A 21656-nucleotide genomic window follows, 5' to 3' on the forward strand; every position below is an offset into this window, starting at 1 on the left:
GGCTGTGTTGAATCGCCATAAGGCGATGGAATTCACTGTTTGACGGCACGTTTGATGTTGTAGACGACACACATCAGAGCAATTTCTCGGAATTCACGGAACCAGGAACGCGCTCGCACGGCGAAGCCGAGCGAGCGCTTCACAGCCGAATTGACGGTTTCAGTCATAGAGCGCTGATTGTAGCGTTGTTTGTCGATCCTGGCGTTGTGAGCGTGGTCGTAAGGAGCGAAGATGCGGTGCTTGATGAGCGGTCTGATGCCGAGTTCACGGAGTGCTTTGCGGAGCGCTTGCTTGTCATAGCCTTTATCGGCCGCCAGAGACCGCAGATCGCCCGCGTTCCGGCGGGCGATCTGCTCAGCGAGGTCTGCGTCACTTCCCTCCCGAGTCGTCGAGCAGTGTACGTCAAGGATCGCTTGGGAGTCTGTATCGACGAGTTTCGCGACTTTCAGCTTCTGCACGCGGTAACTGATTCGCTGGCAGTAGTGGCGGCTCGCTGCTGAGCGTTCGTAGAACGTGGCATCGATTGCAGCGTGTTTCGATGGGTCGTGTAGCTGCGCCGACTGGCGCAGCAACACTCGACAGATGCTCATTTCGATCCGGTCGAATGCCTTACACAACGTGGATGGAGAGGGGAGATCGGCCGCTTCAAGGCCGACCTCCCCGGTTATTTGTGGCATCTCTTTGAGCAGGTCAATCGTCATTCGGTAGGACGCATCAAGGTAAATCCGCAGACAATGGAGGGAAACAAGGGCATAGTCGGCGAATCCGCCGCCACCTTCCGGGGCGGCGGATTCGTCTCCATCACCGGTAACAACTTGAGCAATCGGCACAATCTCACCAGTGAAGCGGGAGATTTGTGTCATAGGCAACCGAATCATCCCGCTTCAACTCCTTTGATTTAGCGACCTATCCCGACGCTGTCTAGTGATTCAACAGAGCCNGATTTGTGTCATAGGCAACCGAATCATCCCGCTTCAACTCCTTTGATTTAGCGACCTATCCCGACGCTGTCTAGTGATTCAACAGAGCCTGTTAAAGCGTAGAAACGCGTAGATCGAGAACAACCACCGCCGGAGTGCAACCTTCGAGTGAGCAAAAATCGTGCCCGTTTTGTCGTTGAACGTGCGGTCGCAATTCTTACAGAGATACCGTTGAAACTCTCTGTAGCTGCCGTTTCTGACCGTCCGGTCAGAACGGCAGCGAGGACAGGTAACACCGTCACGCCAGCGAACCTGCTCCAACAGGTCCGCTGCGACCGATTCCGAACCAAACACATCTAGCGGAATCATTCGTGTCGGGCACCGCTGCCGCGGTGCCCTTGTCCTCTTCGACTCCAGAGCTACTGCTCAACAGTATCCACAATCTCCTACGCAAGAGCGATTAGCGTATCGGCAGCAGCAGAGGCCATTTGGGTGTCAGGAGTGTGTCAATTATCTATCTCTGAGTATATCTGGGACTTGTATCCGTTGAACACCTTCTCAAAGACCACTGTCTTCTCCTAACGTAGCACGCCGAATGCCTTGTTGAACGCAAGACAGCGTTGGGATAGGGTCAATTTTCTACAGTTTCACAGCGCCAGAGGCGAGTTTTTGAACTCAGAAGATGCAGTAGCCGCCACTCACGGTGTCTGCTGAAGGGTCAAAACTATATCATCTTGCTCCATTGTTTCCGACGACGGCGATGCCTCTCCCGGGTACGTCCGGAGAAGGGGAGCAGGCGGCGAGCCCTAACTCGCCGCCTGCGTCAGGTTATGGACGATACACTTTCGTGTCAGCTCCCGGAACTGGCCGTGCCAGCTCCGGGAGCGGAGCTTCTCGCCGTCGTCTTCCTTCAGCTGCGAGAAGCCGGTTTCACTCATCCAGCGCTGGTTGTAGTCATCGTTCATTCGGGCGTTGTGAGCCTTCTACAACAGTGTCTGCTCCCTGTGCTTGATCAACGGTCGCGTTGAGTTGGAGCGACACTCCTCGCGGAGGTCGCTCCACGAGTAGTTCGCGCGGTCGCGGTAGTGGTAGCTGGTTTGATCGCGTTGGAAGCCGATTGCGTCAATTGTAGCTTCACCACTCCAGTCCGCCTGCTCCGGCGAAGCGCGGAGCAGGCGGCGGAGTTCACGTATCCGGTACTCTTGTTCCCATCGGCAGAGCGAGCTATAGTGGGGTGCCTCGTCGAGATCGAATACAGCAAGAACACCGGGCATCTCGTTGAGGTAATCTCCCGTCTCGCGGAGACTCTTAACCAGTTCGACTCGGTACAGAATTAACGCGATCTGTACCCACTTGGCGTACCCGTCCGCACCGTCCGGCGCGGCGGGTACGTCCGGATCGTCAACGTGCTGTTTGGCAAGATTTCGACACATCCGTGCGAGCCGTCTGGGCGATGCCATATCGTCAGACGGCGTCCATTTCCCGGTTAGTCTGACGGAATCTTTCTGTGAGAGGGTCTGAAGCTGCCGTCAATCAGTGGCAAAACAAGGCATATTATATTCTTTGAGGAAGACGGTCAAAGTAAGCGTCCGGTCGTCTGGTTCGACAAACTCGTCATCAACCTCCCGTTCGATCCAGAGGCTGACGACACGGCCACTGCCGTGCCGTAATAATTCGGAGTTATCGGCTCTGTCGCTCTCAACATACGGTTTATTGTTACGCGCCACAGACTGATCTCATAACAGGTTTCAAGAGTTCGCCAATACCGGCAATTCTTAGGTCTATATTCAAACTATTATCACAATAAGACGATGATGCGCCAGATGTTCGGATAGAACTGCCAAATGTCTATACTTCTTTATTTTATCAACTACTAATAAGCCGTTATTTTGTCTCCAATTTTCTTCACTACAGGGTTATCGGCATGACCCATGTCGCCACGGTCCGAATGTGATGGCAATCCCTTCTTCACGACGCCCGGACTGAGCCGTATTGGATCGTGAGCAAGCTACTTCTAGGCGGCTATGGGTGCGCGATTGCGGCTAAGATCTTGAGGAGCGATGTGTGCTCTGTGCCGTGAACGCTCGCCTCGCAGACTGAAATAACTTTGTCGGTGAGATCGCCGAACCGATTCTAGGGGCAGGTATCATGGCGTCCGTATCGACGAGATAGGCCAGGAGACGCCCCAATCCAGCGTCCCCGTGCTGTCATGTGCGCCCTTGGAGAGAACTCTCTCGACGCTGCCGGCCCCTATGAACTCGCCCAGAAAGAGAGTCGATTTCGTGTGCTTTTCGGCTCGCATCCACTTGGGAGCAGTTCGGTGAGAGTGAGAGTCCGTTTCGTATGCTTTCACTCGCTATGTATGGCCATTTCTGTCCGGGCCTCCAAGACGATTTTCGGGTCGAGATCAAGTTCGTACTCGTAATACTGTCCACTACTCAGTCCCTTGATCGTGGCGACAGAGAAACCCAAGCATATGGAGGTCCGAAAGGTGATCCTGAATGCTCTTCAGGGTAGACAGCGGCGAGGCGGCGTGTGAGTCGGCGACTTGCTCGTACGTTTGTTGGAGCTCTTTCGACCGTGCCGGGACCTCATCCTGGGTCTGCAAGTTCGCAATCGCTTCTAAGATGTACTGTGCGTGTTCGGTTTGGTCCCGGATCTTGTCCTCCAGCCGACCGCGCTGTACCTGCTCCCGTGCGGCCTCAATATGATCGTCCATGACAGACGTCTCACCGTTCCGTTCGGCTAGCTCTGCTCCGACACGGAGCAGATCGAGCGCCTGCCGTGCGTTCCCCATATCTTGTGCGGCCAGCGCGGCCGCATTTGCGATCGCCGATAGGTCACATGCCTCATCCACGAAGGCTCGTTCCGCTCGGTGCTCCAGAATCGTTCGCAGTTCCCCAGCATCGTACGGGCTGAAGGAAATCTCGGTTTCCATCAACGTATCCTTGACCTTCGGCGATAGCGTTCGCCGAAACGTGTAGTCATTGCTGATCCCGATCACCCCGACCTTCGCGTCCGTGATGTGACCGTTTGCTCGTGCGCGTGGTAGCTCTGTACAGCAGCGTATTCGCATCTTCCAGGTGGTCGATTTCGTCGAACACGACAAGGTACGTTCCGCCGATGCGATCGAACTGTCTGTATAGCTTGTCGAACGGGTCTCCAGTCCCGAGGCCCTGCTGTGCAGGTTCTCACCAACTTTTTTCATGAGCCCCTTCAGCCGGCTATCGAAGCGGTCGCCGAGTCGGCACTTCTGACCCGAGGCAGGGACGACTGTATCTGGGTCGGAGGTGGGCCGCAGAACACCTGAAGCTATCTGCGACGACTTCGGCGATACCATCTGATCCAGGGTGAGAGAGTACGTTTCGTCTGTCTCGACTCTTCCGGTGTAATCCTCGGAGGAAGTCCATAGCCCGTCTCTTGACGACCCCGCTCCAGTGTGCTGACCATTGATGAACCTCCTCGGAGTCACATGGTTCGCGATGTCTTGTCAGCCCAAAAGAACCCGTCTTTCAGACAATCGTGAAGCACTCAGCCTGCTCTGTCTGGAAAGAGCCGCCCTCGGAACGGGAGAGAGTACGTTTCGTTTGTCTTCGACTGCGACGCTGGGTACTCCACGGTACCACTCAGCCTCTCCTTCAGAGAGGAGATTTCGTTTGTCTCTTGACGCCCGACTATAGGCAGCAGTTCGATAGCTGAGGGGCGACCAATGACTAGTAATAGACCAAGACAAACGAGACAAACAAAAGCAGGTTTTATATATAATCGATAACTCATGGCAAATAGACATATGTCCGGACCGTTTAGCGACGTCGAACGCTCTCTCTTTACTGCAAAGGAGGTTCTCTCCGAAGACTACCAACCTGATCAGATCCTTGAGCGTGACGAGGAAATCGATGAGTATCGCCACGCGCTTGAGGACGTCCTCTTCGGCCGGACGCCACAGAACATCATGCTCTATGGGAGGGCGGGACTCGGGAAAACTGCGGTGACGACATACATGATGGAAGCGCTTCAAATTGAAGCCGAAGAGCGCCCCGACGCCGACGACCTGTTCGTCCACGAGTTGAACTGTAACGGAAAAACAGTCTACTCGGTTGTCCGAGCGCTCGTCAACGAACTGCTCCCGGAGACTGCGAGTGACTTCCCAAAACGAGGGCTCAGTACAGCCGATGCGTTTGAGGAACTGTACGCGCAACTCGACCGGCAAGGCGGGACACACCTTATCGTGTTCGATGAGATTGATCATCTCGGCGACGCCGACACGCTCCTGTACGAACTCCCCAGGGCACGCTCGATCGGCCACATCACGGAGTCGAAGATCGGCGTCATCGGGATCAGCAACAACTACAGATTTCGACAAGGTCTCTCGCCAAAGGTCAAAGACACCTTGATGGAAGCTGAGATTTCGTTCAGCCCGTACGACGCCAGTGAACTCCGAACAATACTCGCCAACCGCGCCGATCACGCGTTTGCCGACGGCGCCTGTGACGACTCAGCGGTCGCGCGAGCAGCAGCGATCGCGGCGAAAGACCGGGGAAACGCTCGACAAGCGATCGATCTCCTCAGGGTCGGTGGTGAGGTGGCGAAAAAGCAGGAGGCTGATAGCGTTGACGATTCGCATATCGTTGCGGCCCAGGAACTCGTTCAACGCGGTCGGTTGCGAAATCGGATCCGCGATCAGACCCAGCACGCCCAGCTACTTCTCGAAACGCTCGCGTATCTCGAGCAACAGGAGGAGACACTGGCCCGTTCGAAGACGATCAAGACCCGATACGAGCGCGTCGCGGACTCACACGCCGTGGAACCGCTCACGACGCTCAAGAGTATTCAAAACCATCTCTCGGACCTCCATATGCTCGGATTTCTCCATCGAACCGATCGGAATCGTGGCGAGAGCGGCGGCCGGTACTACGAGTATGGCCTCGATCTCGATCCCGAGATCGTCCTCGACATCAGAGCCGAGATCGAAGCGGAACGCGCCCCGTGAGACCTCGGCGCGAAGACAGACGAAACGTCCTCTCTCATTTCCGGTTTCGTTTTCTCACACTCCCTGATCGCGGCGGAGATATCGAAAGCAAATCTGGTGAGAGTCGCACTGTCTGGGCACCCTCCAAGACAGACGAAACGAGGTGTGTCTCTTCCACCTGCTTCTATATGCAGAACTACGCCGCTATCGCTGCCGACTACGTCACTGTCCACCCACGCTGGTCTGCCACCACAGGTCCGTCACCACCGCACGGCCGACGGGCCGCCAGTGACAGCCCGTCCATTCTTCCTCATGCCGGTCCCACCCAGGTCCGTCCGGGCGCGGGTCGAACTGCAACCGTCGCCACACCCCACTGCGGTCTCTATACCGAATCTCAAGCGATTCGCCGGTCGATGCATGGTCAGTTGCTGTGCCGTCTGTGCCCGGGTCGTCACCGAGCGTACATTCGTTTTCAGACATGGTTCGTGACACCAGGAAGATTTTCCATGCGCCGCTCCGCCACGCGGCTGAATACCGTCCGAATATTCTATCTGTATCCGATAAACGGTCAGTACGGTTCGTACACAAGCCGCTTGTGGTCATAGTCCTGTTATAGAATCAGAGTAGTCTCAGAATCTGTAGCGGTCGTGGGCTTCGTCAATCGGGAGCATTTCGAGCACACGAACCTCTGTCTCATCTTCTGCAATCGTATAGAAGGCTGTGTACGTCCGGGAGATATGCATCCGGTAACGGCCTCGGCGGCCGTCGATAGGCAGTTTTTCTTTATCCTCCCGACCCTGACCAGAATACGGTTTGCGGCGAGATATCCGAGTTTCTCTTTGCAAATACGTGTCGTCTTATCGTCGGCGGCTTCGAGGAAGACGGCCAGAGTAAGCGCTCGGTCGTCTGGTTCGACGAACTGGTCATCACTCTCCCGCTTGATCCAGAGGCTGGCGACACGGACACAGCCGCGCCGTGAACCCGCGGTTCAACTCATGCGGTAACGCGGAATTTCCTTGCCCAGGGACCGAGCGAAGCGAGTGTGTAGCGAGGGGAAAATGCGTTCGTATAGGCTACGAGCATCATTCGTAATCGTAACTAAACGTCGCAACTGTGGCAGGCGACGTGGATCGGGCGGAAAGAGAGATTCTGGAAAGTCAGGACGGTTCGTCTTCGTCAGGCTCCGGATCATCCGCTACGGTGCGTTCTCGTTCCGGAGGCTCCGGTGGTGCCAAGACCGAGACTGCGAGTTCGTAGCCACGCGTCTCGGCAAGCGGGTCGAACACCTCCTCACAAAGCCGTTCAAACACTCGGCTCGCGGCAGACTCCACACGCGACTGATTCCAAGCGTCTTCAATATGTGGAATAAGCGTATCCAGCAGCGTAAGAAACGGACCGACAGTGTACGTCTCCCGAAGATCGATAACGATGATGTCTGGATCAGGTTCCTTCGTGAGCCAGCGATAGCAATACGATTCCTGAACGAACTCACTTACACGAGTGCCGATCGCTCGCCCGGTGCTGATGACCTGTGACCCGTCGCTAATCGCGCTGATTTTCTCTCCGACAGTGTCAGGGTTTAGCGACCCGGATTCCTCGGACATCCGATTACATACTGGTTTGAGTGATCTACCATACCGTTTATGATGTTGTTCAGAGCCCAACACTCACGACCGTCGCTTCAATAGTGATTGTCCCCAGATTGATCACAACTGTCGAGCCCTGCTGGAGAGACTCGCCTTTGAACTGGACACCGCTTGTCGACTCGCGGACCCGGAGTTCAGTCGTGATGGTGATATCACGCAAGTACGGATGATCAGCGACGTTTACCGTGCCGTTATCGCCCGTCGTGATGATGACAGATGGCTCGGTGTTGACGCGGCTGACGCGAGCGATTGTTTCGCCACCACTGGTCTCGGTCATGCCGGGTTCGATCGCATCCGCCATGTCCGCACGCATGTCGGTCATTCGCAGGGTTACCGTCCGATTGGTGAGCGTTCCACGGGGTTCGAGTGCGCCAACACGTTCGATGGTGCCGGAGAGTTCGTAGCTTTCGGTCGAAATAGTGATGTTGTTCCCACGCTGGACGGCGGCGCTACCGAACTGCTGACGACCGGCGTTTTCCAGAGTGGCCAACGAGAGCCCCACGAGCGCGCGTTTGCGGTCGGGGTTCTGGGTCGCGTACGTGGTGACCGTTCGTACTTCGGCTGCCTCGTACCCGGCGACGGTAGTGACGTCGCCGGCAGCGATACGGCCAGCCGTTTCTGCATCGACGGTTGTTTCCAGGAGCACATCAGTAGTCGTTGGCTGGAGGCCGCTATCCACCTTTTCAATGCGACCGTCGAAGGTGTAGTCTTCGGCCGGGAGCGTGACCGTCTGCCCGCGCCGCATCTGTGTGCCGCCGAACCGACGGTCAGACTGCTGTCTGTGTGTGTCGAGTTCTGCTTCGACGAAGACGGTCTGTTCGGTTGAATTCTCGGTTGTGTATGCAGCTACGTCTTCGATAGTCGCGACAGTGCGTCCGCTGAGTCGGATCTCATCACCGGGAGTGACGTCTCGCGCTTCGGCGGTGGCCATGGTGTCTCTGAGAACCACCGTCGTGTCTTCCTGAGTGAAACTGTTGTCACCACCCACTGCACGGATCTGACCGTCTACTTCGTATCGACTCGTCGCGATGGTCAGCGGTCGCCCGAGGCGCGGGGGCGCATTCGCATATGTGAGACTGTCCCCGTCAGGCGGTCCCTGAAGCGTAGCGCGTAAGATGACACGTGTCTGGTTACCCTGCGGTGTCAGATGGACGTCTGTGATCGTGAGCTCCGAATTACCGTTTGGACTGTACGTGTCTCCCTCGGTGATTTCTGTGACGATGTATTCAGGTTGTGTCCCGAGATCGAGAGTGACGTTGGTTGTGTTCGGAGCAGGTGGCTCTGGCTCCGGTTGGAGGACAAGTGCGGCGCCTGCCACAACGACCGCAATGACGAGCAGGGCGGCCAGTGCATCGACGACGTTGACGAGGCCGAAGAGGTTTCCATCCTCGTCGAGGAGGGCCGACGAACGACTATCTGCCATACTGTAGGCATTTTTTCGGAGTGGTTTGGCTGTTTCGTTGTACTACTATGACTGTGCCCCTCTCAATTTGCACTTCTCTAAGTAAGTACAGTCCCTCAGTCAAGATTCCGCTCTGACTGATCCCCCATCTCCCGGACCGAGTGTGGTTAGTCGTCACAATCATTCAGGTCTCGCTCCAACTGAACTACGGGCTCCCCACGACGAGTGACATCTCAATCGGTTCTACGACCCGACGACTCTAAGCTCGTGCCACAGTCCGGACACTCACCGTCAGTAATCGTTACCTGCGCGTCACATGCAGGACAGTAGTCGCGGTAACACGCTGGGTCGCCCATAATCGTCTATACATTCCAATGGATTGAGAACGTTGCCCCGGCTGCGGCCAGTCAACGCAGCGAAGTTGCAAGTATAGCAACTGGTACCCAACTGCTTGACTGCACCGACCCCTCCGTTTCGTATGACTTGCAAGGTTGGAATAGACCAGCTGAGACCGACAAACCGACCGAACACCGTCCTTTGTCAATCTGCGGGTGTCCACCCCACGTCAACACCACCAGAACAAGATGAATGACCGCTGTCGCGCCTGACTAGGTTGGTGGATGACCCAGCTGGTGTATGCCGTATCTGACCGGCCAATACGGCTGATTTCGTGGGACAGTACCCTACTCAAAGCCAGTCCGGAACCACCGTGAAGTAGGACTTATTTCATTCAGTTTGAGTTGTCCCGGCGAAACCTGTTATTGGAAGATACTGTTCTGTCTTGAAAAGTGATCAAACACCGGACCCACAGAGTGGCTATTAGTATAGCCCCTCGATTTTCAGACACTATCTGTATAGTGATAATGTCCTTGTGCCCGATTCGTCTGGTGTCCACATGCGCAACACCGGCGACCAGGGGTCGGCAACCGAGGCAGACCAGCCAGTCGATGGTGCTGGATACGGGCCGGCAAGCCCATCGGAGACGGATGGGTCACCACGGGAGAAAAGCCTCGGTGTCGATCTGTGTCTGAGTCATCCGGAGCTGGTTCTGACGGAGGCAGTCGAGAGCAGTCCGGACATAACAGTCCGTCCGGAACAGATGGTCGACGACGGGACGTCGAGTTTTCTGGTGATAGAGGCCGTCGGTGAGGGTCTTGACCAGTTCGAAACAGAACTGGAGGGAGACAGCACGGTATGCGAGCCCGTCGTGTTAGACTGGACGGAGACGAACCGCGTCTATCGGGTTAAGGTGGCCGACAGCGCCGTCCGACTCACACCCTCGCTCGTCCGCGCCGGTGGACGGGTGCTCGACATCGAAGGAACGGGTGGACAGTGGCAGGTACAGGCGCAGTTTCGGTCGCGAGCAGCACTGTCGCAGTTCCGATCTGAGTGCTCTGAACGGAATATCACGTTTCGACTTGATCGACTGTACTGGACCTCTGGGGAGGCAAACGCCGGCGTATGCGGACTGACCGCAGACCAGCAAGTCGCGCTCGAAACGGCACACAGAGAGGGGTACTTCGACGTGCCCCGTGGCATCTCACAGGCTGAGCTGGCGGACAAACTCGACATTTCGCCATCGGCGATGTCACAGCGGATTCGGCGGGGGATGGATCAGGTCGTTGGGTCGGAGCTCGGATTATCCGATGAGTAAGTAGTTGGGACGCAGCGGAAACCATCATTGAAGTATCAGGTGTGGCTCGAAGTGACAAGGAGACTATATGCCAAAAAGGATATTGTCCCGCTGTGACACTCGTACTGTATGAGACACCGGATCGTGAGCGGGATCTGCGCTTTACTCCTCCTCTTGACAGTCGCGTCTGTCTCCGTTGGTGTCGCTACCGCAGCGGACGCCGGGCAGTATGCTGAATACACAGCGGCGGGCAACGAAACAGCGCCGGCGATACAGTCGGTCGAGCCCACACAGGCTGCTGCGGACAGGCCGAACGGAACCGCGTTCGTCTGGGAACGGATAGACGGCGAGCGGGTCAGCGGGTATCGGATCGCAGTGACCGTCAGTTCGCCGCATGAAAACCTCTCAGTCTGTGCGCGTGCGAACGGGTCGGCCTGTACGTCGGTCGGCCCGAACGGGACCGCAGCCCTCACAACCCCCGGAGCGGCGGGGCTCGATGATCTCTCTATCTCGCTCTCCAACACGAGCTCTAACACCACGCTAGATCGGCAGTCGGTGTCTCTACAGCCGATTCAGCGTGCCGGTGATACTGACGACGACGGGCTCAACAACAGCAACGAGGTCTCTCAGGGGACAAATCTCACTGATGCTGACACTGACGGCGACGGGCTGACGGACGGTGCGGAAGTCCACCAGCACGGGACGGACCCAGCGGCCGCAGACACTGACGAAGACGGTGTCGCCGACAGGACTGAGCTTCAACAGGGTACTGACCCGCGACAGAGCGACACGGACGGCGACGGGCTGTCGGACGAGCGCGAACTGTCACTTGGGACGAATCCGACCGTCGCCGATACTGACGGCGATGGGCTGTCCGACCAGCGAGAGGCGTCCGGCAAGACCGACCCGACCGACGCAGACACGGACGACGACGGTGTTCTCGACGGTCGGGAGCTGGAGATTGGCACGAACCCAGTACAGGCTGACACTGACGCCGATGAGGTCGCCGACGGGCGAGAGCTGGCCATAGGCACGGACCCGACAGTCGCGGACACTGACGGAGATGGGGTAACAGACGGGACAGAAATCGAAACGGGCACCGCACCTACCGAGAGCGATACGGACGACGACGGCCTCGACGACGGAAAGGAACTGGCGGCTGGCACGTCCCCGACCACCGCTGATACGGACGGCGATGGTCTCAGCGACGGGCGCGAGGTTTCGGACCTCGGAACGGACCCGCTCGCGGCCGATTCGGACGGTGACTTCCTGACCGATCGCCAGGAAGTCGCCTGGGGAACAAATCCGAACAGCATGCTGACGCCAGTCTGGGTGACGAGTTCGCTTCTTGGGTTCCTCATTGGGACCGGGGTGGCAATCGCGGCGATCAGGCGTGGCTGGGTCACGGAGCTTTCCGTGGCGGCCAGACTGTACATCTATCGCCGCCTCGAACTGGACCGAGAGATTATCGAGGTCAACCGTGAAATCGAGGCGACGGACAGAGTGGCCGGAGCTGACCGTACAGATATCGACGCGGACACCGCGGCTGAGGCCTTCGAGCAAGCCGACTGGGAACTCACCCCTGACGCGCGGCTCGTGAAACTGATGCTGCAAGTCGAGAACGGCCGTATGCATCAGACCGACATCGTCGAGGCGACGGACTGGTCGAAAGCGAAGGTCAGCCGCCTCCTTTCGCGGATGGTCGACGACGACGAGGTCGTCAAGATCCGTCTCGGCCGGGAGAACCTCATCTGTCTGGAGCGGGCGAAACCCGCAGCCGCGAACTCGCCACACGCGGGCGATATCAAGCCACCGACGCCCGGCGGATAAACTGGCTCACGGCTCGGATAGCCGGGTCGATAGTGGCATCACTGTTCGCTACCGGCGTTTTGCGGGTGTGTCTCCACCAAGTGAAACTATTCGCCACTGTCACGACAGTCGTAACTGAAGCCACACCGATAGCCGACAGGCACATAGAAACGGTAACTTTCGCCCTCTGATCCTTCTATGGCCGACAAACAGCAGAATTAGCCCGAGAAACAACGCCTACCGCAACTGCACATATGTGTATTTGTAGACATTATTTGCCGTCGTAGTGATGAAACAATTTAGTATGCTGTGTGAAACAGCCGTGGAACAGAGTTCTTGACCCGAAACCCCCAGCAAATAGGTGTAGGCACTTCAGAACGCTGTTTTATTGCACGTTGGCCCCGGGTAAGTCGGCCATTATCGACCCGTTAAATCGGTGAAACAGTCGCAATCGGCGGAACAGTCGACCCGGTATATGTCGGTTGCTGGAAAAGGAACGAGCGAACATGTCCATAGCTGAAACGACTTCCGACCCCACGACAACTGAGGCCGAGGAGTCCGCGACAGAGGAGTCGTCGTCTTCGGAGTCCACATCGGGCGACGAACTCACCCGCGACGACCTCTTCCACGTCCTCCAGTGTCGTCGCCGCCGCCTGGTCCTCAAGTACCTCCACGAACACCCCGGCGACGAGCCGGCCGATATGAGCGACATCGCAGAACACATCGCGGCGCTGGAACACGACACGACGGTCGATTCGCTCCGCTCGAAACAGCGTCAGCGCGTCTACATCGCGCTGTACCAGTCCCACCTCCCGAAGATGGACGACGCAGGCGTCATCAACTACAATCAGGACCGCGGACTCGTCGAAGCGACCGCACTCGCGGACTCCTTCGACGGGTATCTCGACGAGGAACCATCGCTCCTGTCGACGCCGGACGCGGAGTCGACGCCGTCGACTGAGTCCGTCATCGATCACGACCGGACAGGTGCTCACACCTCGGCCGATGAGCGGTGGTCAGGTCGGTATCTCGGGACCGCGTGTGCCACACTGATTACCGTCGGCGGACTCGCACTTAGCGGGGTCACAGTGCCGGGCATCGCCGTCGCGCTCGTCGTGAGCGTGGTGTTTGTAGCACTGGCGATGAGCCATCGGCTCTCACTGTCGGCACCACAGTCACTTGCTGACCGTCTGCGGGCCGCTCTCGATACGGAGAAATAAGCTACGTACTGGAGAGATGCGTGACACAGTGGCACATCCGGAGGGCGATAACGCTTGCTGCCGACAGTCGGATCTAGTGCAGTCCATCTTCTCGTACTCGCGTCCACAGCCACGTCTACAAATAGTCACTAAGCTGCCAGCGTGACGGTGAGTGGCAGTCACGCCGACTAGCGACGGGAGAGTAGTCACCTGCTACTAAGCGAACGGTCCGCCAAGTGTCCGCTACGCGTTGGCCAGAACCCTAGACAAGAGTCTGTGTAGCTATCGCGTCACAGTTGCTGCGGTCGGTTCGACGAACGGATCGGCGCGAGCGACCGACAGAAGTACGCGTCTACCGGGTAGATAGCAGGCGTAAAGAAGCATATAATCAAACGGTGGGGCGACAGATGAAGTGTGTATGACCGACTACGCCAGTATGCGAAAGGCGATCGAAGAGACGAAAGAGTCGTTCGATTCAGTCGAACGGTTCCAACGTCGGTCAGCCCTCTGTCCCTGGTTAGACGTGCCGCTCCGAGATGAGCCGTAAGCGGCTCGAAGGTTACATCTTCACCGATGAATCAGCCCTCGTTCATCGCCGGGTTCGATAGCCCGGCCGCCCCGATGGGGTTGGCCCGCCGGCCGGATGAAAATACACTTCACCCATCGGTGGAAAGCTGATGCACATGTATCAGGCGGAGGCGCAGCCGTGTATATCGTAATCGTCGGCGCGGGCGAGGTCGGTTCGAACATCGCCGAGAGCCTCGCCGAAAGCCACGAAGTCGCCGTCGTAGATATCGACCCTGACCGCGTGGAGGCCCTGATGTACGAGGCCGACGTCCTCGGCGTCGAAGGGGATGGCGCGGAACTCGACACGCTCGCGGAGGCCGGTATCGAGAAAGCCGACGTTCTCATCGCCAGTACCGACGACGACGAGACGAACATCGTCACCTGTGGGACGGCAGTAACGGCGGCTGATCCGTTCACCATTTCCCGCGTCAAGAGCGCGAAGTTCCTCCGGACCTGGGAGAAGTCAGAGGGGGCCTTCGGTGTGGACCACATGGTTGCGACGAACCTGCTCACTGCGGAAAACATCGCCCGTGTCATCGGGCTCCCCGGCGCGCGCGATGTCGAAACGTTCGTTGACGGACAGGTCCAGATGGGGGAGTTCGAGGTTCGCGAATCCAGTCCTATCACGGACCTGACCGTCGCGGAGGCTGACCGCTACGAATCTCTGACCTTCGCTGCCGTACTGCGCGACGACGAAGTCATTATCCCGCGCGGGGAGACGGTGATCAAAGCCGGTGACGATCTCGTCGTCATCGGCAGCCGCGAGAGCGTGCGTCTGTTCGCGACTGAAATCGCGCCGGAGTCAAAGACAACCCAGAACGTCCTCATCGTCGGCGGGAGCGACGTCGGCTATCACACTGCGCGACTGCTTCAGGATCGAGGGATCAAGCCCCGGCTTATCGAAAAGAACCACGATAGGGCACGCGAACTCGCGGAGGACCTGCAGGGGACCACCGTGCTTGAGAGTGATGCAACGGATAGCGAGTTCCTCGAGCGCGAACACGTCTCAGACGCCGACGCCGTGGTTGCGACGCTCGACAGCGACGAAAAGAACCTTCTGGTGACGCTGCTGGCCAAGCGACTCGGTGCGGAGCGAACCGTCGCCGTCGTCAACTCCGGCGAGTACGTCGACCTGTTCGAGGCCGTCGGCGTCGACGTGGCCGTCAATCCCCGCGAGACGACCGCCGAGGAGATCACGCGGTTCACCCGGGAGTACGACGCGACGAAGGTCGCCATCATCGAATCCGACCGCGCCGAGGTGCTGGAAATCGAGATCTCCGCCGACAGCGTCCTCGCCGGGCGGCCGATCCAGGAATCGGTGCAGGAACTGCCGACCGGCGTGGTCATCGGGGCCATCAGCCGCGGCGGCGAACTGGTCATCCCCCGTGGTGACACCGTCATCGAACCCGGCGATCACGTCGTGGTGTTCGTCGACGCCCACTGCTTGGAAGCGGTCAACGACAAACTGTAGCCGCGCCGAAGAGGGCGCTCCCAAGGGACTAAGCCTGTCTCCCGCCTCAGCCAGTGTATGGCTCCCGTTGCGGACCGTCTCGTGCTCTCGTTTGCCCCCAGCACCGCCGATGGGAACCCGTGGTCCGGCGTCGACACCGAGTGGATAGCCGACGAACTCCGCGGGGACACCTACCAACAGTACCTCCGACGCGCCCACGGCGGCCCAGTGGCTGTTGGCGATGAGTGGGACGAGTTCGTGAGCTGTGGTTGTGCAACGCCACAGGACGTGGTGTTGCGCGTCGAGCGCGTCGAGGGCGGAACGGCACTCAGCGACGCGACGACGCTGGACGTTCATCCCCGTAACGACACCGAGGCAGTGTCACAGTAGGCGGTTTTCGCTGTCGAGCATGCCTGTCCCTGCATAGTACGCCCGCTGCTACCGTCGCGCCGGTCGGTATCGGGAGATATTGGGAGAAGGGAAAGGCTGATGCATACAACCAGCACATTCCGGACTATGCCACGCGATTCCTATCAGGAGAGACTGAACTCGCTCCGCGAGGACGTCCTCTATATGTCAGAGATCGTTCTCGAGCGGCTCCGGCTCGGTCTGGATGCGCTCGAACAGAAAGACGAGGAGATGGCCCGGGAGGTCATCGAAGGCGACCACGAGATCAATCAGCTGTATCTCGACCTCGAACAGGACTGTATCGACCTGCTGGCGCTGCAACAGCCGGTCGCGTCCGACCTCCGCTTCATCGCCGCGTCGTTCAAGATCATCACTGACCTCGAACGCATCGGCGACCTCGCCACGAACCTCGGCGAGTACTCGCTCACTGCTGAACGCGACGTGTACCCCGAGGTCGACATTCAGGACGTCGCCGATGTGACGATCGAGATGGTCGAAAACGCCATGGAGGCCTACGGCGACGAGAACGCCGACCAGTGCTACGCTATCGCCGACATCGACGACGAGGTCGACGAGCGCTGTGAGGCCGCCTCCGAGACGGTCGTGCGCGACCTCATCGAGCGTGAGATCGACGCCGACTCCAGCGAGGAAGAAATCGAGCAGCTGATGGCCGACGTGTCCCGCCTCCTGCTGACGATTCGGGACATCGAGCGGGTCGGGGACCACGCTGTCAACATCGCCGCGCGGACGCTGTACATGGTCGAGAACGACGACGACCTCATCTACTGAGAGTACCTTTTTACGTCACCCCCTCTCCTCGCGCGCTCAGAGAGCGCGCTGCGGGGAGTGGGTTCGCAAAAATCTACGCTAAAAACGACCTCCGAGTCGCGCTCTGCGAGCGCGCTCGGAGTGAAACCGCGCTCGCTCCGCTCGCGCGGTATGCGTTCGAGTACCGACACCAGCCACAAAACCGCGACAGCCACACGCCTCCCCAGCCGACTGCGTTGCTCGGCTCGCTCCGCTCGCCTGTGCGACTCGTCCCTCGCGCTTGCGACGCGGCCGTCGCCGCGACGGCGCGCGCCTGACAGCAACGCTTCTCGACGAAAAGCCTACTTCGGCGTCTCGGGTGTGTCGTCGCCCACGAGTCCTGCATCGGTGATACGGAACTGGGCCGTGTCGCCGGCCGGTTTGGCGCGGTGTTTCTCCAGGGTGGCGCGGCGGTTGCCGCCGCGGAACCGATCCAGGCGGACGATTGCGCCCGACCAGTGATTGAGGGTATGGCCGCCCAGCGCCGTCGAGCGGTCGCTGTCCGGGTCAGTGAACACCTGGTTCGTGTACAGGACGGCGATGTCGTGTTTGCGGGCCAGCGAGAGCAGATGGGTTATTTGGCGGGCCACGTCCCGCAGCGTCTCGCCGCCGTCCTCGTCGTCCCGGCGGAGCCGATAGAACCCGGTTGCGCTGTCCAGCACGATGAGTTCGACCTCGGCGGCGAACTCGGCGGCGTCCTGGACAGCCTCGGCCTGCTCGTCGTAGTCCAGCGCCTCGGTGATGATGAGTCGGCCAGCGAGGTCGTCCACCGTCTGGGCCGTCCCGCGTGCGCGACCTTTGGCGACCTGCTCCATGCGGTCGGCCGAGAGGCCCTCAGTGTCGATGTACAGCGCCGCGTCGCCTGCGGCGGCGACTTCCATCACCGCCGAGAGGGCGAAGTTAGTCTTCCCGGCCGCTGGCGGGCCGTACACCTGCGTGACCGCGCCGCGCTCCAGCCCACCACCCAGGAGGTCGTCGATTGCATCACACCCGGTCGGGACGTACTCGCTCACGAGCAAGGGTTGGGCAGGTTCGGATAAAAACGCTGGTACCTGATTGGGCTGCTGTCAGTCGTCCGAAAGCCGCTCGGCCAGCGTCCACTCGACGAGCGACACGTCGTCGATGTCAGCCGTCGCAAACCGCAGGTCTGATCCCCATCTGCGGGTGATAACGAGCGATTCGGAGTCGAGGTCGTAGGATTCCAGTTCGTTCCAAGCGTAGAACCACCTCGCCACCGGAAGCCTGATTTCCAGACCGCGCTCAGTCGCGACGGCGGTTCGGGTCCCGCCCGTCGGGAGGAGAACGAACCCGGACGGGAACAGCACCTGACCGGTGTACTGGAGCAGGGCGAGATCGAACACCGCACCGACTGCGACGCCGACGGCCGCGACGCCGACAACGGCCCCGCCGACGTACAACCGCCGCCGCCGCGCGGACTCGGGCCAGCTCGCCCGCCAGCGAGTCACCTCCTCCGTGCCGGCGGTGACCGCGGCGGTGTACCGCGTCTGTGCCATGACTGCGATAGCGCCTCCGAGTAGAAAGGCCAGCAGGCCGAGGAAGAACGCCAGCACGCCGACGACGCCAGTCGTCTCAAGTGACGCGAAGCCGATGACGGCGTACGCGAACGCAATCGCCGACGGAAGCCAGCGTGCGCGAGTCGCGCCGAGTGTAACGGCCACTGGTGGTCGACTGGAGAGTACCCAGCCCGTCACGGTAGTCACGAGGCCAACGGTTCCGATCAGCGCCAGATATTGCGTCCCGGCTTCGGTGACGCCGACACGCTCGATGAGCGGTATGACTGGCGGTACCAGCATCGAGCCCAGATAGGCGCCGCTGACTCCGCCGAACAGCGGGTCGGACTCCGTCTCCCCCCGGTCGGTACTGGCCGCCGAACGCATCACTAACAGTCCAGCCACCTGTCATAAAAAATCTATCAAACGTAGTAGATGCACAGACGGCCTCTATCTAACTGCATCCTTATCCTTCTCATAACTATCTGAAACACAGATATGGACCACCGGACTCCCACATCTGTAAGTGATCGGCGTCCGAAATCCGGCCGTGATTGTCGTCGCCACCGAGGATTTCGAAGTGTACCACGGCGTCGTGAACGAGCTACGCGACCGCGGCGTAGCGTTCACGACTATCGAACCGGGCGACGAGTGGCCAGAAGGGGCGGACGTCGCGGTCATCGCGGCGGGGGAGTCGGTCGAAATCCCCCACGGTGTGGATGTCGTACAGGCGGACCCGGACGCGCCGCGGCGGGCCGTCGAAGCCGTTATTTCGACACTCCGCGGTGGCGACGGTCGCACCGTCATCGGTATCGACCCCGGCGAGCGACCGGGCGTCGCGATTCTCCACGGCGACATGGTCGTCGCAGCGTTTCAGGTGCCCGCGGCTGAGGCCGGCGAAATCGTCCGCGAGGAGGTCGAAGACGCTGTCAATCCAGTCGTTCGCATCGGCGACGGCGCGCGGCTCGTCGGCGCGCGCATCATCGATGACATCCAGTCCGTGCCGGTGGAGCTGGTTGACGAAACGGGGACGACGCCGTACCTCGGCTCCGGGGCGCGCGGGATGGGCGACGTGCTGGCCGCGGTCAACATCGCCCGCCTCGACGGCGCGGAAATCGAGAGCCGAACCATCGAGCCCACGGCCGGGGAACTCCAGAAGATCAAGGACCGCTCGCGGGAGGAAAGCGACACGAACCGGGCCATCAGCGAGGACCTCGCCCGGCAGGTCGCGACCGGCGCGCTCACCGTCGAGGAGGCGCTGGCCGAACACGACAGCGATAGCCCGGCCGGCGGGAGCGAGGCGAAAAGCGGTGAGGAAGCGGCCCATTCAGAAGACGAAACAGCCAACGAGAGCGGTTAACGCGAAACCATCCGCTCGGCCCGTTGCATCACTTCACGAACGGGAAGGCCGGTCGCGTCCGCGACGGCCGCGGCGTCGTCGTACTCCGTGCTCACGTCGAACACCGTGCCGTCGGTGTCGCTTGCGATCTTGACCGTGACCTCGAACTCCTCGCCGTCGACGGAGACCACAACCGTCTCGTACTCCCGGTCGGCGACCCAGCGGTGGCCGGCCCCGGACTCGCGTACGCCGAGCGTCCCGGTCGCTTCAGCGAGGCGACGCGCGACCCGCTCAGCGTCTTCCGGTCTGCAGATGACTTTGACGATGTGGCCGGGCCGGGACTTCTTCATCGTCGTCGGCACTATCGACACGTCGCGTGCGCCGACCTCTGCAAGCGAGCGCTGGAGGTCGCCGAGCACCTCGGGCGGGACGTCGTCGACGTTCGTTTCGAGGACCGTGATTTCGTCGCGACGGAGCCGCCCCGCGCCGTCGCCGACCATCGCCCGCAGGACGTTGGGGCGGTCGTCGAGGTCCCACCCGCCAGCGCCGTAGCCCGACGCGTCGATGTCGAGCGACGGCAGCGACTCGGTGCCGTCCGCGACGTGGGCGAGAATCGCCGCGCCGGTCGGCGTCAGGAGTTCCCTGTCGATAGGGCCGCCTTGCAGCGACCAGTCGGCCCGCTCGGCGATCTCGACTACCGCGGGAGTCGGGACCGGGTAGGTGCCGTGGCTCATCTCCACGCTCCCGCCGCCCGTCGCCAGCGGCGTCGTCACGACCCGCTCGGCGTCGAGGTCATCGAGCAGGAGGCAAGCCCCGACGATGTCGGCGATGGCGTCGTCGGCCCCGACCTCGTGGAAGTGCGTGTCGTCGAGGTCCGTCCCGTGGACCGACGCCTCGGCCTCGCCGAGTATCTCGAATATCGCCAGCGCGTCCGTTCTGACGGCCTTCGGGAGGTCCATCTCCTCGACGAGTTCGACGACCTCGGCGTACGTTCGGCTCGGGCCGTGGCCCTCAGCGGGGGTGTGGTCGTGGCCGTCGTCGTGCGTGTGTTCGTGAGAATGGCTGTGCGGGTGGTCGTGGCCATCGCCGTGCGTATGTTCGTGTGAATGCCCGGCGTCGCCTCCGGAGTTGTCGTGAGACCCGTCGCTATCGGTCTCGGCGTCGGTCAGCAGTACCTCGACGCGCGTGGCGGCGATGCCGCATCGGTCCACTTCGGAGACGGCGTACTCGATAGCGAGTGCGTCCTCGACCGGTGATAGGGCTTCGCGGTCGGCCCCGGCAGCCAGTAGCGCCCCCAGAAGCATATCGCCGGCTGCGCCCATCCGGCCGTCGAAAGCGAGTGTTCGCATACACGGGGCGTCGCGCCCCGCGAGTAAAAGCCCTCATACTACGATTCCACCCAGCGTGTCAGGTCGCTGGACCGCTCAGGTCCGTCGGACGATATGGACGTCGTAGGCCTCGCCGTCCGTGACCTCGCCGATAGGGACGACGATGTCCTCCGTGTCGTCGCTGCCGAGGAACACGACGCTGGCGTCGACGTCGCGGGCAGTCTGTCTGATCGTCGTCGACAGTTCGCTGGTGGAGTGGGCGCTCACGTCGTCGTACCGGAGTTCGGAGTCGTCGGTCGCCTCCTCGATTTTGCGCCGGAGGTCGTCCGCGGCAGTTTCGGCGGCGAAGTCCTCGGTCGGGTCGACGCGACGGCGTCGCTCGGCGTAGTCGGCCCCGGTCGGGATGAACGCGACGGCGACGACGCCCTCGTCGAGGGCCGCGGCGTAGGAAACGGCACGGTCGAGCGCGGCGTCTGCGAGCGGTGACCCGTCGAAGGGAACGAGAAATACCATACCGGCGCTATCGCGTCCAGCCTTATGAAACGCGGCGATGGCGGCAGCCTGTGTTACCGCCACTCAAGCCGGAGGGTATTAGCCCCTGCTGTGCGGTGTGTTATTAGGTGTCATATAAACCCGTCGCCGGGCGTCTTGCCCGCCGGTAGCATAAA

Annotated in this window: 17 protein-coding genes and 3 pseudogenes; 9 read left to right on the forward strand and 11 right to left on the reverse strand. The window is 60.2% G+C overall.

Translation table 11 applies throughout. From position 1 onward, the window contains the following. Positions 1–32: 32 nt before the first annotated feature. From C442_RS13985 to C442_RS13995, 4 genes and pseudogenes are all read right to left on the reverse strand, one after another. Positions 33–863, reverse strand: a complete 831-nt coding sequence (locus C442_RS13985) for an IS5 family transposase (protein WP_008311517.1) — start codon at positions 861–863, stop codon at positions 33–35. A gap of 168 nt (positions 864–1031) precedes the next feature. Next, positions 1032–1289: pseudogene (locus C442_RS21010) on the reverse strand (transposase); the annotation flags it as partial. Between the two features lie 437 nt (positions 1290–1726). Then, a pseudogene (locus C442_RS13990) lies at positions 1727–2380 on the reverse strand (transposase). An 889-nt stretch (positions 2381–3269) separates the two neighbouring features. Next, a pseudogene (locus tag C442_RS13995) lies at positions 3270–4102 on the reverse strand (cell division control protein Cdc6); the annotation flags it as partial. Positions 4103–4710: 608 nt separating this feature from the next. On the opposite strand from C442_RS13995, the gene C442_RS14000 reads away from it, so the two are divergent. Further along, positions 4711–5910 (forward strand): orc1/cdc6 family replication initiation protein, encoded by a 1200-nt coding sequence (locus C442_RS14000; protein ID WP_008311520.1) that lies wholly within the window; start codon positions 4711–4713, stop codon positions 5908–5910. 201 nt (positions 5911–6111) lie between these two features. On the opposite strand, the gene C442_RS22235 is transcribed toward C442_RS14000, so the two are convergent. From C442_RS22235 to C442_RS14015, 3 genes are all read right to left on the reverse strand, one after another. After that, positions 6112–6369, reverse strand: coding sequence for a hypothetical protein (locus C442_RS22235; protein WP_152418468.1), 258 nt, complete (start codon positions 6367–6369; stop codon positions 6112–6114). Positions 6370–7046: 677 nt separating this feature from the next. Next, positions 7047–7493 carry a hypothetical protein gene (locus C442_RS14010; protein WP_008311522.1) on the reverse strand — a complete coding sequence of 149 codons (447 nt, stop codon included), beginning with the start codon at positions 7491–7493 and terminating at the stop codon, positions 7047–7049. A 49-nt stretch (positions 7494–7542) separates the two neighbouring features. Next, positions 7543–8958 (reverse strand): DUF4330 family protein, encoded by a 1416-nt coding sequence (locus C442_RS14015; RefSeq protein WP_008311523.1) that lies wholly within the window; start codon positions 8956–8958, stop codon positions 7543–7545. A gap of 874 nt (positions 8959–9832) precedes the next feature. Here C442_RS14015 and C442_RS14020 point away from each other — a divergent pair. From C442_RS14020 to phoU, 7 genes are all read left to right on the forward strand, one after another. Beyond that, positions 9833–10591: a helix-turn-helix domain-containing protein gene (locus C442_RS14020; protein ID WP_008311524.1), complete on the forward strand. Its 759-nt coding sequence runs from the start codon at positions 9833–9835 to the stop codon at positions 10589–10591. A 108-nt stretch (positions 10592–10699) separates the two neighbouring features. Next, positions 10700–12400 (forward strand): helix-turn-helix transcriptional regulator, encoded by a 1701-nt coding sequence (locus tag C442_RS14025; protein ID WP_008311525.1) that lies wholly within the window; start codon positions 10700–10702, stop codon positions 12398–12400. A 485-nt stretch (positions 12401–12885) separates the two neighbouring features. Beyond that, positions 12886–13599 (forward strand): DUF7344 domain-containing protein, encoded by a 714-nt coding sequence (locus C442_RS14030; RefSeq protein ID WP_049942999.1) that lies wholly within the window; start codon positions 12886–12888, stop codon positions 13597–13599. Positions 13600–13996: 397 nt separating this feature from the next. Next, positions 13997–14125 carry a hypothetical protein gene (locus C442_RS22925; RefSeq protein ID WP_004957274.1) on the forward strand — a complete coding sequence of 43 codons (129 nt, stop codon included), beginning with the start codon at positions 13997–13999 and terminating at the stop codon, positions 14123–14125. A gap of 159 nt (positions 14126–14284) precedes the next feature. Further along, positions 14285–15616: a Trk system potassium transporter TrkA gene (trkA, locus tag C442_RS14035; protein ID WP_008311534.1), complete on the forward strand. Its 1332-nt coding sequence runs from the start codon at positions 14285–14287 to the stop codon at positions 15614–15616. Positions 15617–15673: 57 nt separating this feature from the next. Continuing rightward, positions 15674–15985: a hypothetical protein gene (locus tag C442_RS14040; protein ID WP_008311535.1), complete on the forward strand. Its 312-nt coding sequence runs from the start codon at positions 15674–15676 to the stop codon at positions 15983–15985. A 126-nt stretch (positions 15986–16111) separates the two neighbouring features. Beyond that, positions 16112–16792, forward strand: a complete 681-nt coding sequence (gene phoU, locus C442_RS14045; protein ID WP_008311537.1) for a phosphate signaling complex protein PhoU — start codon at positions 16112–16114, stop codon at positions 16790–16792. Positions 16793–17112: 320 nt separating this feature from the next. Here phoU and radB read toward each other — a convergent pair whose 3' ends face one another. Then, positions 17113–17823: a DNA repair and recombination protein RadB gene (radB, locus tag C442_RS14050; protein ID WP_008311538.1), complete on the reverse strand. Its 711-nt coding sequence runs from the start codon at positions 17821–17823 to the stop codon at positions 17113–17115. 54 nt (positions 17824–17877) lie between these two features. Then, positions 17878–18708, reverse strand: coding sequence for a hypothetical protein (locus tag C442_RS14055; protein WP_008311539.1), 831 nt, complete (start codon positions 18706–18708; stop codon positions 17878–17880). Between the two features lie 163 nt (positions 18709–18871). Here C442_RS14055 and C442_RS14060 point away from each other — a divergent pair, with 163 nt between their 5' ends. Continuing rightward, positions 18872–19681, forward strand: a complete 810-nt coding sequence (locus tag C442_RS14060) for a hypothetical protein (RefSeq protein WP_049943037.1) — start codon at positions 18872–18874, stop codon at positions 19679–19681. Here C442_RS14060 and larC read toward each other — a convergent pair. Continuing rightward, positions 19678–21009, reverse strand: a complete 1332-nt coding sequence (gene larC, locus C442_RS14065) for a nickel pincer cofactor biosynthesis protein LarC (protein ID WP_008311541.1) — start codon at positions 21007–21009, stop codon at positions 19678–19680. The genes C442_RS14060 and larC overlap by 4 nt on opposite strands. A 75-nt stretch (positions 21010–21084) precedes the next feature. Then, positions 21085–21501, reverse strand: a complete 417-nt coding sequence (locus C442_RS14070) for a universal stress protein (protein WP_008311542.1) — start codon at positions 21499–21501, stop codon at positions 21085–21087. Positions 21502–21656 lie beyond the last annotated feature (155 nt).

The sequence above is a fragment of the Haloarcula amylolytica JCM 13557 genome, from assembly GCF_000336615.1.
GTDB classification, from domain to species: domain Archaea; phylum Halobacteriota; class Halobacteria; order Halobacteriales; family Haloarculaceae; genus Haloarcula; species Haloarcula amylolytica.

Bases quoted from the DNA above. Each gene is read 5' to 3' on its own strand.
- C442_RS14015 (WP_008311523.1), bottom strand. From the start codon at position 8,958: ATGGCAGATAGTCGTTCGTCGGCCCTCCTCGACGAGGATGGAAACCTC.
- C442_RS14000 (WP_008311520.1), top strand. From the start codon at position 4,711: ATGTCCGGACCGTTTAGCGACGTCGAACGCTCTCTCTTTACTGCAAAG.
- C442_RS14040 (WP_008311535.1), top strand. From the start codon at position 15,674: ATGGCTCCCGTTGCGGACCGTCTCGTGCTCTCGTTTGCCCCCAGCACC.
- C442_RS13985 (WP_008311517.1), bottom strand. From the start codon at position 863: ATGACACAAATCTCCCGCTTCACTGGTGAGATTGTGCCGATTGCTCAA.
- C442_RS14055 (WP_008311539.1), bottom strand. From the start codon at position 18,708: ATGCGTTCGGCGGCCAGTACCGACCGGGGGGAGACGGAGTCCGACCCG.
- C442_RS22235 (WP_152418468.1), bottom strand. From the start codon at position 6,369: ATGTCTGAAAACGAATGTACGCTCGGTGACGACCCGGGCACAGACGGC.
- C442_RS14020 (WP_008311524.1), top strand. From the start codon at position 9,833: ATGCGCAACACCGGCGACCAGGGGTCGGCAACCGAGGCAGACCAGCCA.
- C442_RS14030 (WP_049942999.1), top strand. From the start codon at position 12,886: ATGTCCATAGCTGAAACGACTTCCGACCCCACGACAACTGAGGCCGAG.
- C442_RS14010 (WP_008311522.1), bottom strand. From the start codon at position 7,493: ATGTCCGAGGAATCCGGGTCGCTAAACCCTGACACTGTCGGAGAGAAA.
- phoU (WP_008311537.1), top strand. From the start codon at position 16,112: ATGCCACGCGATTCCTATCAGGAGAGACTGAACTCGCTCCGCGAGGAC.
- C442_RS14070 (WP_008311542.1), bottom strand. From the start codon at position 21,501: ATGGTATTTCTCGTTCCCTTCGACGGGTCACCGCTCGCAGACGCCGCG.
- C442_RS14025 (WP_008311525.1), top strand. From the start codon at position 10,700: ATGAGACACCGGATCGTGAGCGGGATCTGCGCTTTACTCCTCCTCTTG.
- larC (WP_008311541.1), bottom strand. From the start codon at position 21,009: ATGCGAACACTCGCTTTCGACGGCCGGATGGGCGCAGCCGGCGATATG.
- C442_RS22925 (WP_004957274.1), top strand. From the start codon at position 13,997: ATGACCGACTACGCCAGTATGCGAAAGGCGATCGAAGAGACGAAAGAG.